At 67.8% G+C, this 14022-nt stretch carries 11 protein-coding genes; 10 read left to right on the forward strand and 1 reads right to left on the reverse strand.

What is annotated here, in order from left to right:
• The first annotated feature begins 32 nt into the window (after positions 1-32).
• The 6 genes from ABIE65_RS14120 to ABIE65_RS14145 all read left to right on the forward strand — a co-directional run bounded on the left by ABIE65_RS14120 (position 33) and on the right by ABIE65_RS14145 (position 5255).
• Positions 33-947, forward strand: coding sequence for an ABC transporter permease subunit (locus ABIE65_RS14120; RefSeq protein WP_354078504.1), 915 nt, complete (start codon positions 33-35; stop codon positions 945-947).
• Complete coding sequence (gene livM / locus ABIE65_RS14125; RefSeq protein ID WP_354078506.1) at positions 947-2242, forward strand: high-affinity branched-chain amino acid ABC transporter permease LivM; 1296 nt, start codon at positions 947-949, stop codon at positions 2240-2242. The genes ABIE65_RS14120 and livM overlap by 1 nt, the downstream gene beginning before the upstream one ends.
• On the forward strand, positions 2239-3087 hold the full coding sequence (locus tag ABIE65_RS14130) for an ABC transporter ATP-binding protein (protein ID WP_354078507.1): 849 nt from the start codon (positions 2239-2241) through the stop codon (positions 3085-3087). Before livM ends, ABIE65_RS14130 begins: the two co-directional genes overlap by 4 nt.
• On the forward strand, positions 3087-3815 hold the full coding sequence (locus ABIE65_RS14135) for an ABC transporter ATP-binding protein (protein WP_354078509.1): 729 nt from the start codon (positions 3087-3089) through the stop codon (positions 3813-3815). Before ABIE65_RS14130 ends, ABIE65_RS14135 begins: the two co-directional genes overlap by 1 nt.
• Complete coding sequence (locus ABIE65_RS14140) at positions 3812-4168, forward strand: DUF6867 family protein (protein WP_354078510.1); 357 nt, start codon at positions 3812-3814, stop codon at positions 4166-4168. Before ABIE65_RS14135 ends, ABIE65_RS14140 begins: the two co-directional genes overlap by 4 nt.
• 133 nt (positions 4169-4301) lie before the next feature.
• Positions 4302-5255: a complex I NDUFA9 subunit family protein gene (locus ABIE65_RS14145; RefSeq protein WP_354078512.1), complete on the forward strand. Its 954-nt coding sequence runs from the start codon at positions 4302-4304 to the stop codon at positions 5253-5255.
• Between the two features lie 15 nt (positions 5256-5270).
• Here ABIE65_RS14145 and ABIE65_RS14150 read toward each other — a convergent pair whose 3' ends face one another.
• Entirely contained in the window at positions 5271-6074 is an 804-nt protein-coding gene (locus ABIE65_RS14150; RefSeq protein WP_354078514.1) for an undecaprenyl-diphosphate phosphatase, read from the reverse strand.
• 292 nt (positions 6075-6366) lie between these two features.
• On the opposite strand from ABIE65_RS14150, the gene ABIE65_RS14155 reads away from it, so the two are divergent.
• From ABIE65_RS14155 to ABIE65_RS14170, 4 genes are read left to right on the forward strand one after another with little or no spacing between them, the layout of a single operon-like run.
• Positions 6367-7809: an NAD(P)-dependent oxidoreductase gene (locus ABIE65_RS14155; RefSeq protein ID WP_354078515.1), complete on the forward strand. Its 1443-nt coding sequence runs from the start codon at positions 6367-6369 to the stop codon at positions 7807-7809.
• A gap of 11 nt (positions 7810-7820) precedes the next feature.
• The gene (gene gltB / locus ABIE65_RS14160) at positions 7821-12392 is read left to right on the forward strand and encodes a glutamate synthase large subunit (RefSeq protein WP_354078517.1); all 4572 of its coding nucleotides are present in this window, start codon (positions 7821-7823) and stop codon (positions 12390-12392) included.
• Positions 12393-12451: 59 nt separating this feature from the next.
• Complete coding sequence (locus ABIE65_RS14165; RefSeq protein WP_354078518.1) at positions 12452-13045, forward strand: DUF1007 family protein; 594 nt, start codon at positions 12452-12454, stop codon at positions 13043-13045.
• Positions 13042-14010: a nickel/cobalt transporter gene (locus ABIE65_RS14170; RefSeq protein ID WP_354078519.1), complete on the forward strand. Its 969-nt coding sequence runs from the start codon at positions 13042-13044 to the stop codon at positions 14008-14010. Before ABIE65_RS14165 ends, ABIE65_RS14170 begins: the two co-directional genes overlap by 4 nt.
• Positions 14011-14022: the final 12 nt, after the last annotated feature.

A 14022-nucleotide genomic window follows, 5' to 3' on the forward strand; every position in this document is an offset into this window, starting at 1 on the left:
GTCCGGGCCGCCGAATGCGGGGTGCGGGGGGTATGGAGTATTTTCTCCAGCAGCTCATCAACGGGCTGACGCTGGGAGCGATATACGGACTGATCGCCATCGGCTACACGATGGTCTACGGCATCATCGGGATGATCAACTTCGCCCACGGCGAGATCTTCATGATCGGTGCGTTCGTGTCGCTGATCTCCTTTCTCGTCCTGGGGACGATCGGCCTTACCTGGATCCCGCTCGCCCTGCTGATCGTGCTGATCACGGCGATGCTCTTCACGTCCATCTACGGCTGGGCGATCGAGCGCATCGCCTACCGGCCCTTGCGCGGATCGTTCCGCCTGGCACCGCTGATCTCGGCGATCGGCATGTCGATCTTCCTGCAGAACTACGTGCAGATCCTGCAGGGCGCACGTGTGAAGCCCTTGCAGCCCGTTATCACCGGCGGCTTCGTCGTCGCCGACTCCGGTGATTTCACGGTGGTGCTCAGCTACCTGCAGATCATCATCATGGCGACGACGCTGGCGCTGATGATCGGCTTCTGGGCGGTCATCACGCGCACGCCCTTCGGCCGCTCCCAGCGTGCCTGCCAGCAGGATCGGCTGATGGCCGGCCTCGTCGGCATCAATGTCGACCGAACCATCTCGCTCACCTTCGTCACCGGCGCCGCGCTCGCGGCGGTGGCCGGGCTGCTGGTCACCCTCTACTACGGCGTCATCGACTTCTTCATCGGCTTCCTCGCCGGGCTGAAGGCCTTTACGGCCGCGGTACTGGGCGGCATCGGCTCCCTGCCCGGCGCCATGTTGGGCGGATTGCTCATCGGCCTCATCGAAGCCTTCTGGGCCGCCTATTTCGACAGCGAATACAAGGATGTGGCGGCCTTTTCGATCCTCGTCCTCGTCCTGATCTTCAAGCCGACCGGTCTGCTGGGTCGGCCGGAGGTCGAGAAGGTCTGATGGCCGCGCATCCCGAGCCAGCGCCGCGCATCGACGTCGTCGCCGCACTGAAGGAGGCGGGGCTGGCGGCCCTCGTGGCGTTGGGTCTCGCCATTCCCCTCGTCGGCTTCCAGACGGTCGAGCGGATCGACGGCCTCGGCATCGACACCCGCTTCGGCTGGGTCGCCGTGGCGGTCGCCGCCGTCTTCGCCGGGCGGTTGCTGCTGATCTTCGTGCAGGGCTCCCGCCACTGGGGAAGCCGGCCGAAGCGGCGCTTCGTCCGGCTCGGCGAGAATACCAAATCGCATCTGCGCATCGTCGGCATGATCGGTCTGGCGTTCGGCCTGGCCATGCCGCTGCTGCCGTTCGCCGACCGCTACTATGTCGACCTCGGCACGACGGTGCTGATCTATGTGATGCTCGGCTGGGGCCTGAACATCGTGGTCGGCCTGGCCGGCCTGCTCGATCTCGGCTACGTCGCCTTCTACGCTATCGGGGCGTACAGCTTCGCCCTCTTCGCGATCCATTTCGACGTGTCCTTCTGGGCCGCCCTGCCCGTCGCCGGCATCCTCGCGGCGTTCCTGGGGGTGCTGCTGGGCTTCCCCGTCCTGCGCCTGCGCGGCGATTACCTCGCCATCGTCACCCTGGGTTTCGGCGAGATCATCCGCATCATCCTGCTCAACTGGTACGACTTCACCGGCGGGCCGAACGGCCTGTCAGGCATTCCCCGGCCCAGCTTCTTCGGACTGGAGTTCTCGCGCGGCGAAGGCGGCTTCGCCGCCACGTTCGGCCTCGACTATTCGCCGATGCACCGGCTGATCTTCCTCTACTACGTGATCCTGGTGCTGGCGCTGATCACCAACCTCTTCACCCTGCGCATTCGCCGCCTGCCGGTCGGCCGTGCCTGGGAGGCGCTGCGCGAGGACGAGATCGCCTGCCGGGCGCTCGGTATCAATCCCACGATCACCAAGCTCTCCGCGTTCGCGATCGGCGCCATGTTCGGCGGTTTCGCCGGGGCGTTCTTCGCCACGCGCCAGGGGTTCATCAGCCCGGAGAGTTTCACCTTCCTCGAATCGGCGCTCATCCTCGCCGTGGTGGTTCTCGGCGGCATGGGCAGCCAGACCGGGGTCGTCATCGCAGCCCTGTTCCTGGTGCTGCTGCCGGAGTTCGCGCGCGAACTGGCGCAGTTCCGCATGCTGCTGTTCGGCGGCGCGATGGTGCTGATCATGATCTGGCGGCCGCGCGGCCTGCTCGCGCATCGCGAGCCGACCGTGCGCCTCTCGGACGGACCGCCGGCAGCGGAGCAGTCCGCATGACCGATCCCCTGCTGAGGGTCGAACACCTCACCATGCGCTTCGGCGGTCTCGTCGCGGTCGACGACCTCGAGTTCGAGGCCGCGCCCGGCGAGATCACCGCGATCATCGGGCCGAACGGCGCCGGCAAGACCACGGTCTTCAACTGCCTGACCGGCTTCTACCCGCCGACCGTCGGCCGCCTCACCCTCAGCAACCCCCGCAAGGGCCGGTTCCTGCTGGAGCAGATGGATGGCGACCGCATCGCGCGCGAGGCGGGCGTCGCCAGGACCTTCCAGAACATCCGCCTGTTCTCGCGCATGTCCGTGCTGGAAAACCTGATGGTGGCGCAGCACACCGAACTGATGCGCGCGTCGGTCTTCTCGATCGCCGGACTGCTCGGCCTGCCGAGCTTCACCCGCGCCGAGCGGCAGGCGATCGAACTGTCGCGCTACTGGCTGCACCGGATGCGCCTCGAGGACCGCGCCGAATGGGAGGCCGGCAACCTGCCCTACGGCGCGCAGCGGCGCCTGGAGATCGCCCGGGCGATGTGCACCAAACCGGCGCTGCTCTGCCTCGACGAGCCCGCGGCCGGCCTCAATCCGCGCGAGTCGGCCGAGCTCAACGAGATCCTGCTCGACATCCGGCGCGACCATGGCGTCGGCATCCTGCTGATCGAGCACGACATGAGCGTCGTCATGGGCATATCCGACCATATCGTCGTGCTCGATTACGGCCGGAAGATCGCCGACGGCGCGCCGGAGGCGATCCGCAACGACCCAGCCGTCATCCGCGCCTATCTCGGCACCGACGAGGAGGAGGAGTTGCCCGAAGAGGTGGCGCAGGATCTGCCGCGAGGGATGCAGTGATGCTCGAACTGCGCGGCGTCCACACCTTCTACGGACACATCGAGGCGCTGAAGGGCATCGACCTCGACGTGCGCCAGGGCGAGATCGTCACGCTGATCGGCGCGAACGGCGCCGGCAAGTCGACCCTGCTGATGACCATCTGCGGCAATCCGCGCGCGGCGCGCGGCAGCATCCGCTTCGAAGGACGGGATATCACGCGGGAGGAGACGTTCACGATCGTGCGTCGCGGCATCGCCCAGTCGCCGGAAGGCCGCCGGATCTTCCCGCACATGACCGTGACCGAGAATCTTCAGCTCGGCGCCCTCACCGCGCCGCCCGAGCATTTCGACGCCGACCTGGAGCGCATCTTCGGCCTGTTCCCCCGTCTGCGTGAGCGCCGGATGCAGCGGGGCGGGACGCTGTCGGGCGGTGAGCAGCAGATGCTGGCCATCGGTCGCGCCCTGATGAGCCGCCCTCGCCTGCTCCTCCTCGACGAACCGTCGCTGGGACTGGCCCCGCTGATCGTTCGCCAGATCTTCGATGTCGTGCGCGAGATCAACCGCACAGAGGGCATGACCGTCTTCCTGGTCGAACAGAACGCCTTCCACGCCCTGCGCCTCGCCCACCGCGGTTATGTGATGGTCAACGGCTCGATCACGATGACCGGCACGGGGCGCGAACTGCTCGGCAACCCCGAGGTTCGCGCCGCCTATCTCGAAGGCGGGCATGCGCCGGAGCCGGTACGATGACCGATCTGTTCGGCGCCTCGCCCGGGGCCTATCTGGGCCTCGTCGTCGTCCTCATGGGCTTTGCTGCCTTCATGACGGGGCAGGCGGTCGCGGCGTCCTGGAAGCCGGTCTGGCAGCTCGGACCCTACGGTCTGCTGCTCGCCATGGCCGCACGCTTCCTGCTGTTCGCACTGTTCGACGGTGAGCTGCTGGCGCTGCCCGGCTTCCTGATTGACCTCGTGCTGATGGTCGCCATCGGGCTGTTTGCCTGGCGGATAACCCATGTCCGCAAGATCGTCTCGCAGTATCCCTGGCTCTATCGCCGCAAGGGCCTTCTCGGCTATCAGCCGGGTGCGACGTCCACCTCCGGCTGACGTTCCATCCACCATCCGTCCCGCCCGATATGGCGGCTTATGGCGGCTTTGCTTGCCGGTGGGCGCGCAGCCGATAATATGCGCCGGCTGCAGCGGGTCGCCCCGCCGTCCCGCGATCGTTTAAGGGGGAAGTATGTTCCATCGCCGCGTCACCGTTTTCGGAGGATCCGGCTTCATCGGCCGGTATCTCGTGAAGCGTCTCGCGGCCGAGGGCACCGTGGTCCGGGTTGCGGTGCGCCGCCCGGGCGATGCGGACTTCCTGAAGCCGCTCGGCGCCGTCGGTCAGATCGTGCCGGTCGCTGCCAACGTCCGCGACCCGGCCTCCGTCCGGGCTGCCGTGGCCGGCGTGGAGGCGGTCGTCAACCTCGTCGGCATCCTTCAGGAGGGCGGCAAGCAGACCTTTCAGGGCGTGCAGGCGGAAGGTGCCGCCAACGTCGCCGCTGCCGCACGCGAGGCCGGCGTCGCGCGGCTGGTGCAGATGTCCGCCATCGGCGCCGACGCCCGGTCGGCCTCGGAGTACGCCCGCACCAAGGCGGCCGGCGAAGAGGCGGTGCGCGCCGCCTTCCCCGAAGCGACGATCGTGCGGCCCAGCATCGTGATCGGCCCCGAAGACGATTTCTTCAACCGGTTCGGCCAAATGGCGCAGCTCTTCCCTGCCCTGCCGCTGATCGGCGGCGGCAAGACGCGCTTCCAGCCGGTGGTCGTGGGCGACGTCGCGGATGCGCTGATGAAGATCCTGCGCGACCCGGCGACCGCCGGACAGACCTACGAACTCGGCGGGCCGCAGATCTACAGCTTCCGCGAGCTGATGGAACTCATGCTGCAGATCGTCGAGCGCAAGCGCTGCCTGGTGCCGCTCTCCTTCGGGCTGGCGAACTTCCAGGCGCGCATCCTGGAAAAGCTGCCCAATGCGCCGCTGACGCGCGATCAGGTCAAGCTGCTGCAGAACGACAATGTCGTGAGCGGTACGCTGCCCGGGCTGACCGACCTCGGGGTGGCTCCGACCGCCATCGAGGTCATCCTGCCGACCTATCTCGAGCGCTTCCGCAAGGGCGGCCGGTTCGTCAGGTCGCGCCGCGGCCGCTGACGCTGACGGCGGCGCTCACGCCATCGTCAGGAACGCGAGCATCCCGAGACCGAGCACGATCCGGTACCAGCCGAACGGCGCGAAGCCGTAGCGGCCGACGAAGGCCAGTAGCGACCGCACGACAACCAGCCCGGCGACGAACGCCGCCGCAAATCCGACGGCGATCGTCAGCGTGCCGTCCATGCTCAGCGACTCGCGGTTCTTGTACAGGTCGTAGACGACCGCGCCGAGCATCGTCGGTATCGCCAGGAAGAAGGAAAACTCGGCGGCCGTCTTCCGATCGACGCCCAGCAGCAGTGCGCCGAGGATGGTCGCCCCCGACCGGGACACGCCCGGGATCATGGCGAGCGTCTGGACGAAGCCGATCCCGAGCGCCGTGCGCCGAGACATGCCTTCGACCGAGAAGATGCGCGGCGTCGGCAGATTGCGTTCGATCACCAGGATCGCGATACCGCCGAGGATCAGGCTCACGCACACGACGTAGGGCGAGAAGAGCACGCCCTTGATGAAGCCGTGGGCGAAGAAGCCGATCACTGCGGCCGGCAGGAATGCGATCAACACCGCTGCCACGAACTGCCTCGCCTCGGCCGACCGGCCGAGACTGGCGGCGATGTGCGCGAGCCGCGCGCCATAGACGAGACAGACGGCGAGCACCGCGCCCAGCTGGATCACGACCTCGAAGACGAAGCCCGGCGGCCCCTCGAAGCCGAGGAGTTCGCCGACGAGGATGAGGTGGCCGGTCGAGGAGACGGGAATAAATTCTGTCAGCCCTTCGACGATGCCGAGCAGGAGAGCCTCGGCCAGTTCGGTCAACGTCATGCAGCGCTTTACTTGTCGAGGGGACGGGACTCGGGATTGAGCACGCCGAAGCTCTCGCGAAATGGACCGAACATTGCAAGTGAAAAGACGGGGACGTGCGACGTGTCGCACTCCTGCAATAGGCCCGATACGGGTATAATTTTCGCCCCTGATCTCGCATGCGCCATGCTGTGTGCCGAACAGCGGGCTTGGTCCGTGATATTATGGCAGTTATGCTTCCCTGTTTTGTCGATTATCCTTCGCGAGATCCGTGCAGGCCGTCATATTCCGCAGAGACAAGTCCGAGGATGGCATGGCTGAACGCATGCTGAAGTTCACGGACGTGCCGAAGGCCATGCCCGAGAAGCGGGAGCCCGAGGCGCGCCGGACCGACTTCAACGAGATCTATCAGGAGTTCGCCCGCGAGCAGGCTGCCGTGCAGGCCGCGCGATGCTCGCAATGCGGCGTGCCCTACTGTCAGATCCACTGCCCGCTGCACAACAACATCCCCGACTGGCTGCGCCTGACGGCGGAAGGCCGGCTCGAGGAGGCGTACGAGATCGCCGCCTCGACGAACAACATGCCCGAGGTCTGTGGCCGCATCTGCCCGCAGGATCGTCTCTGCGAGGGCAACTGCGTCATCGAGAAGGGCTTCGAATCGGTCACCATCGGCACGGTCGAGCGCTTCATCACCGAGACGGCCTGGGCCGAAGGCTGGGTGAAGCCGCCGCGGCCGCGCCGCGAGCGGCCGGAGTCGGTCGGCATCGTCGGCGCGGGCCCCGGGGGCCTCGCCGCCGCGGAACAGCTCCGCCGCAAGGGCTACCAGGTGCATGTCTACGACCGGCACGACCGCGTCGGCGGCCTGCTCATCTACGGCATCCCCGGCTTCAAGCTCGAAAAGGACGTGGTGCTGCGGCGCTGGCGCCTGCTCGAGGAAGGCGGCATCACCTTCCACCTCAACTTCGAGGTCGGCCGCGACGCCAGCCTGGAAGAGCTGCGCGGCCGCCACGACGCCATCCTGATCGCGACCGGCGTCTACAAGGCGCGCGAGCTGATGGCACCCGGCGTCGGGCTCGGCAACGTCGTTCCGGCACTGGACTATCTCGTCGCCAGCAACCGCAAGGGCCTCGGCGACTCCGTCCCGGCCTTCGAGGACGGCTCGCTCGACGCGAACGGCAAGCGCGTGGTCGTCATCGGCGGCGGCGACACCGCCATGGACTGCGTGCGGACGGCCGTCCGTCAGGGCGCTACCTCGGTGAAGTGCCTCTACCGCCGCGACCGCGCCAACATGCCGGGCTCGCAGCGCGAGGTGCGCAATGCCGAGGAGGAGGGCGTCGAGTTCGTCTGGCTCTCCGCGCCGGAGGCCTTCGTCGGCGAGGACACCGTGGCCGGCGTCCGCATCATCCGCATGCACCTCGGCATCGCCGACGCCACCGGCCGGCAGGTTCCCGTCCCGATCGAAGGTTCCGCTGCTACGATCGAGGCCGACCTCGTGATCAAGGCGCTCGGGTTCGATCCGGAGGACGTGCCGGCGCTCTTCGGTGCTCCCGAGCTGAAGGTGACCCGCTGGGGCACCATTCGGGCCGAACTGGCCACCGGCATGACCAGCCTCGACGGCGTCTTCGCCGCCGGCGATATCGTCCGCGGCGCCTCGCTCGTCGTCTGGGCCATCCGCGACGGCCGCGATGCCGCCGAAGCCATCCACAGCTACATCCAGGCCAAGATCGGCGCCGCGCCGGTCAAGCTGGCCTCCTGACGGAGGTGATGATGGACCGCATGCCTTCCGCCCCCAGCCTCTCTCCCGCGGACATCGCCGCTGAGGATTTCGTCGCCGAGTTCCGGGCGAACGCCGAACGGCTGGCTGCCGCCGGGCTGTACGACCCCGCGCAGGAGCGCGACGCCTGCGGCGTCGGCTTCATCGCGGCCCTCGACGGCAAGCCGAGCCGCGCCGTCGTGGCCAGCGCGCTGCTGGCGCTGAAGGCGATCTTCCATCGCGGCGCCGTCGACGCCGACGGCCGGACCGGCGACGGCGCCGGCATCCACGTGCAGATACCGCACGCGTTCTTCCGCCAGCACATCAAGCGCATCGGACACGAGCCGAAGGAGGACATCCTCGCGGTCGGCATGCTGTTCCTGCCGCGCACCGACATGGCGGGCCAGGAGCGCTGCCGCGTCATCGTCGAGAGCGAGATCCTGAAGTTCGGCTACACGATCTACGGCTGGCGGCAGGTCCCGGTGCACACCGAGGCGCTGGGCGAGAAGGCCAACGCTACGCGGCCCGAGATCGAGCAGATCATGATCGCGAACAGCCGCGGCGTGGACGCCGAGCAGTTCGAGATCGATCTGATGGTCATCCGGCGGCGGATCGAGAAGGCCGCCCTGGCCGCCGCCATCCCGGACTTCTACGTCTGCTCGCTGTCCAGCCGCTCGATCATCTACAAGAGCCTCTGCCTCGCCGAGCAGCTCACCGAATTCTACCCCGACCTGCTCGACGAGCGGTTCGTCTCGAACTTCGCCGTCTATCACCAGCGTTACTCGACCAACACCTTCCCGACATGGCGGCTGGCGCAGCCGTTCCGGGTGATCGCCCACAATGGCGAGATCAACACCCTGTCGGGCAACGTCAACTGGATGAAGAGCCACGAGCCGCGCCTGGCGAGCCCGAAGTTCGGCCAGCAGATCGAAGACCTGAAGCCGATCGTCCAGCTCGGCAGCTCGGATTCCGCGGCGCTCGACTCGGTGTTCGAGCTCGTCATCCGCGCCGGCCGCGACCTGCCGGCGGCCAAGGCCCTGCTGGTGCCGGAGGCCGCCGCGAACAACCAGCTCCTCTCCGACGAGGTGAAGGCGCTCTACAGCTACTTCAACGCGATCATGGAGCCGTGGGACGGCCCGGCCGCCCTCGCCGCCTATGACGGGCGCTGGGTGTTGGGCGGCATGGACCGCAACGGCCTGCGGCCGATGCGCTACAGCATCACCAAGGACGGCCTGCTGATCGCCGGCTCCGAAGCGGGCATGGTGCGCGTGCCCGAGGAGGACGTCGTCGAGAAGGGCCGGCTCGGGCCGGGGCAGATGATCGCCGTCGACCTCGTCGAGGGCCGGCTGTGGCGCGACACCGAGCTGAAGGAGATGCTCGCCAAGCGCCGCAACTACCGCAAGTGGATCAGGAACATCGTCCACCTGGAGAAGGTGGCGGGCCGCGACGTGGCGGAGACGGCCGAGCTCGAGCGCGAGGAGCTGCGCCGCCGGCAGCTGGCGGCCGGCTGGACGATCGAGGACCTGGAGACCGTGCTCCAGCCGATGGCCGAGGACGGCAAGGAGCCGGTCGGCTCGATGGGCGACGACGCGCCCGTCGCGGTGCTGTCGAGCCGCTACCGCGGCCTGCACCACTTCTTCAGGCAGAACTTCAGCCAGGTCACGAATCCGCCGATCGACTCGCTGCGCGAGCGCCACGTGATGTCGATCGCCACCCGACTCGGCAACCTCGGCAACATCCTCGAGGAGGACGAGGCGCAGTGCCGGCTGCTGCAGATCGAGTCGCCGGTCCTGACCAACGCGCAGTTCGACGCCATGCGCCGCTACATGGCGGACACCTGCGGCGACATCGACGCGACGTTCGACATCGGCGGCGGCGAACACGCGCTGCGCCAGGCGATCGAGCGGATCCAGCAGGAAGCCGAGGACGCCGTCCGCGGCGGCTGCTCCCACCTCGTCCTCTCCGACAAGGCGGTCGGCGCAGAACGTGCCGCGATCCCGACGATCCTCGCCTGCGGCGCGGTGCACACGCACCTCGTCCGGCAGAGCCTGCGTACCTTCACGTCGCTGAACGTCCGCACCGGCGTCTGTCTCGACGTGCACAATTTCGCGGTGCTGATCGGCGTCGGCGCCACCACCGTCAACGCCTATCTGGCGCAGGAATCGATTGCCGACAGGCATCGCCGGGGGTTGCTGGCGCCCCTCACCCTCGACCAGGCGGTGGCGCGCTACAAGAAGGCGGTCGACGACGGTCTGCTCAAGATCATGTCGAAGCTCGGCATCTCGGTGATCAGCTCCTACCGCGGCGGCTACAATTTCGAGGCGGTCGGCCTGTCCCGCGCGCTCGTCGCCGAGTTCTTCCCCGGCATGACCTCGCGGATCTCGGGCCTCGGCCTCGCCGGCATCCAGCAGAAAGTGCTGGAACTGCACGAGCGCGCCTGGGACGAGGAGACGGTCTCCCTGCCCGTCGGCGGCTTCTACAAGTTCCGGCAGAGCGGCGAACTGCACGCCTTCGAGGGCAACCTCATGCACACGCTGCAGACCGCCGTCGCGACCGACTCCTATTCCACCTACAAGCGCTATTCGGAAGCCGTCCGCAGGCTGCAGCCGATCCACCTGCGCGACCTGCTCGACTTCAGCTATCCGGCGGCAGGCGTGCCGCTGGAGGAAGTCGAATCGGTAACCGAGATCCGCAAGCGGCTGGTGGCACCGGGCATCTCGCTCGGCGCCCTCAGCCCGGAGGCGCACGAAACCCTCTCGATCGCCATGAACCGGATCGGCGCCAAGTCGGACTCCGGCGAAGGCGGCGAGGATCCGGCGCGCTACACGCCGCGCCCGAACGGCGACAACGCGTCGTCCGCGATCAAGCAGATCGCCTCCGGCCGCTTCGGCGTGACCGCCGAGTATCTGAACAACTGCTCCGAGATCGAGATCAAGGTCGCCCAGGGCGCCAAGCCAGGCGAAGGCGGCCAGCTGCCCGGCATCAAGGTCTCGGGCCTGATCGCCCGGCTACGGCACGCGACGCCCGGTGTCACGCTGATCTCGCCCCCGCCGCACCACGACATCTACTCGATCGAGGATCTGGCGCAGCTCATCTACGACCTGAAGCAGATCAACCCCGAGGCGCGCGTCTGCGTGAAGCTGGTCGCGCGCAGCGGCATCGGCACGATCGCCGCCGGCGTCGCCAAGGCGAAGGCGGACGTCATCCTCGTTTCCGGCCATTCGGGCGGCACCGGCGCCTCGCCGCAGTCGAGCATCAAGTATGTCGGCGTGCCCTGGGAAATGGGCGTTTCCGAGGTTCATCAAGTACTTATGATGAACCGCCTCAGGCATCGCATCAGGCTGCGGACGGACGGCGGCATCAAGACCGGCCGCGACGTCGTCATCGCCGCACTGCTCGGCGCCGAAGAGTATGGCATCGGCACCGCGTCCCTGGTCGCGATGGGCTGCATCATGGTGCGGCAGTGCCATTCCAACACCTGCCCGGTCGGCATTTGCACGCAGGATGAAAAGCTGCGCGCAAAGTTCGATGGGACGCCGGAAAAGGTCGTCAACCTGTTCTCCTTCGTCGCCGAGGAGGTGCGCGAGATCCTGGCGTCGCTGGGCGCGCGCTCGCTGGAGGAGATCGTCGGCCGCACGGAACTGCTGAGCCAGGTCAGCCGCGGCGCCGCCCACCTCGACGACCTGGACTTCAACGGAATCCTGGTGAAGTCCGCGGTCACGAAGGACTACGGCAACACCTGCACGGTCGAACGCAACGAGGTGCCCGACACGCTCGACGCGCAGATGCTGCGCGATGCCGCACCGCTCTTCCAGCGGGGCGAGAAGATGCAGTTGGCCTACACGATCCGGAACACGCAGCGCGCCATCGGCACTCGCCTTTCCTCGGCGGTGACGCGCCGGTTCGGGATGACGGGGCTGCAGCCGGGCCACGTCACCCTCCGGCTGCGCGGCTCCGCCGGCCAGTCGCTCGGCGCCTTCGCCGTCCAGGGCATCCGCATCGAAGTGTTCGGCGACGCCAACGACTATGTCGGCAAGGGGCTGTCCGGCGGCTCGATCGTCGTGCGGCCCTCGACCGCCAGTCCGTTGGTCACTAACCTCAACACGATCATCGGCAACACCGTCCTTTACGGTGCCACGGCGGGCGAGTTGTTCGCCGCGGGGCAGGCCGGCGAGCGTTTCGCCGTGCGCAACTCCGGCGCCACGACCGTGGTCGAGGGCTGCGGCGCCAACGGCTGCGAGTACATGACTGGCGGCACGGCGGTGATCCTGGGATCCGTCGGCGACAATTTCGCCGCCGGCATGACGGGCGGCATGGCCTTCGTCTACGACCCCGGCGACACCATCGGCAAGCGCATCAATCCGGAATCGGTCGTCTGGCAGCGCATCGAGACGGAGCATTGGTCCGAGGTGCTGCGCGAGCTGATCCAGCAGCATATCCGGCACACCCAGTCGCGCTTCGCCGAACAGCTTCTGGTCGACTGGCACCGGGAACGCGCGAACTTCTGGCAGATCGTCCCGAAGGAGATCCTGGCGAAGCTCGACCACCCGATCACCGCGCCCGGGCAGCCGGCGCTGAGAGCCTAGCGCGACGGTTGGGATCCGCCTCCATCTTCGTTATAAGGTAACGAGATTGGAGGGCCCGCATGGCTTGGTACACGAGGTGCCTGATCGGCGCGTTCGCGGCTTTGGCCGCCGCACCGCCGGCGTCGGCGCATCCGCATATCTGGATCGACGCGACGGTCGCGATCGTCGCCCGCGAAGGGGCGATCCACGAACTCGCCATGGTCTGGAAGTTCGACCCCCTGTTCAGCGGCATGGTCGCCGCCGACTTCGACACGAACCGGAACGGCAGTCTCGATCCCGACGAGATCGAGACCCTCGCCGCCCAGACCGTTCCGTCGATCGCCGAGTACGACTACTTCACGCATCTCCGCGTCGGCGACCGGGAGGTGAAGATCGAGTCGATCCGGGCCTTCCGAATCGAGGTGCACGGCAAGCTCCTCTACTACGGCTTCTCCATCCCGCTCGAATCGCCGGTCGATCCGCGGAAGACGGAACTGTCCTTCTCGCTCTTTGATCAAAGCTACTACACCGACGTCAGCACCGAGGCCGAGGGCGCCATCCGGCTGCTCGGCGACTGGCCCGCGGGATGCGCGGTCGAGAAGGGCGAGGATCTGGGCAACCCGATCTATTTCGGCATGGTCTTCCCCGTCCGTCACGTCGTCAGGTGCGGATGATCGCGCGGCTCATTCTCCTGCTGCTGTTGCTGCTGGCGGCGCCCGTGACGTCCGCCATGGCGGCGAGCCCCTTCCCCTCCGCCGGATCGGGCGGCGAGCGGCCGTCGGCCGCAGCGGCCCCCACCGAGCCGCCCGGTCTCGTCTCGCGCTATCTCCTGCAGCTCCGTCAGGTCCAGGCGTCCCTGCATCGCCAGTTGGCGGGCGCCGCCGGCGATGTCGCGGCGACGGGCAGCAGCGCCGCCATGCTCGCGCTGATCGGCATCGGCTTCCTGTACGGCATCTTCCACGCCGCCGGCCCTGGCCACGGCAAGGTGGTGATCACGTCCTACCTGCTGGCGAACGTCGCCCAGGTGCGCCGCGGGATCCTGCTCGCCGCCACGGCATCGGCCGCCCAGGCCGTGACCGCCGTGGCGCTGGTCGGGGTGCTCGTCCTCGCCCTTGGCATGGCGCAGTTTCAGACGGTGCACAGCGTCTGGTACCTCGAAATGGCCAGTTACCTGCTTCTCCTGCTGGTCGGACTCGCCCTCCTGCGCAATCTCTGGCGCGGCGGCCATTCGCACGACCATGGCCACTGCGGACATGCTTGCGGGCACGCTCACCATCATCATCACGCACCGCCGGCCGCGGCCCGCGACGACAGGCGCGGGTTCCTCGCGATGGTGGCCGCCGTGGGCCTGCGGCCCTGCAGCGGCGCCGTGATCCTCCTGCTGTTCAGCGTGGCGCAGGGGGTCTTCCTGGCCGGCGTCGCCGGGACCATCGCGATGGCGGTCGGAACGGCCATCACCGTCTCCGTGCTCGCGATCCTCAGCGTGGGCGCGCGCGATCTGGCGCTGCGGATGGCCGGGAGCGGCGCCGGACTGGCGCGCGTCCACACCGTCCTCGCCGCATCCGGTGCCCTCGCCATTGCGCTGTTCGGTGCGGCCATGCTGGCTGCGGGTTTGACCGGCGGTCCCCAGCCCTTCTGAGGCGGAGAACGC

It is taken from the genome of Constrictibacter sp. MBR-5 (assembly GCF_040549485.1).
GTDB lineage: Bacteria > Pseudomonadota > Alphaproteobacteria > JAJUGE01 > JAJUGE01 > Constrictibacter.

Coding starts and splice junctions, on each gene's coding strand:
- ABIE65_RS14165 (WP_354078518.1), top strand. CDS start 12,452: ATGGCTTGGTACACGAGGTGCCTGATCGGCGCGTTCGCGGCTTTGGCC.
- ABIE65_RS14150 (WP_354078514.1), bottom strand. CDS start 6,074: ATGACGTTGACCGAACTGGCCGAGGCTCTCCTGCTCGGCATCGTCGAA.
- ABIE65_RS14145 (WP_354078512.1), top strand. CDS start 4,302: ATGTTCCATCGCCGCGTCACCGTTTTCGGAGGATCCGGCTTCATCGGC.
- gltB (WP_354078517.1), top strand. CDS start 7,821: ATGGACCGCATGCCTTCCGCCCCCAGCCTCTCTCCCGCGGACATCGCC.
- ABIE65_RS14130 (WP_354078507.1), top strand. CDS start 2,239: ATGACCGATCCCCTGCTGAGGGTCGAACACCTCACCATGCGCTTCGGC.
- livM (WP_354078506.1), top strand. CDS start 947: ATGGCCGCGCATCCCGAGCCAGCGCCGCGCATCGACGTCGTCGCCGCA.
- ABIE65_RS14170 (WP_354078519.1), top strand. CDS start 13,042: ATGATCGCGCGGCTCATTCTCCTGCTGCTGTTGCTGCTGGCGGCGCCC.
- ABIE65_RS14135 (WP_354078509.1), top strand. CDS start 3,087: ATGCTCGAACTGCGCGGCGTCCACACCTTCTACGGACACATCGAGGCG.
- ABIE65_RS14155 (WP_354078515.1), top strand. CDS start 6,367: ATGGCTGAACGCATGCTGAAGTTCACGGACGTGCCGAAGGCCATGCCC.
- ABIE65_RS14140 (WP_354078510.1), top strand. CDS start 3,812: ATGACCGATCTGTTCGGCGCCTCGCCCGGGGCCTATCTGGGCCTCGTC.
- ABIE65_RS14120 (WP_354078504.1), top strand. CDS start 33: ATGGAGTATTTTCTCCAGCAGCTCATCAACGGGCTGACGCTGGGAGCG.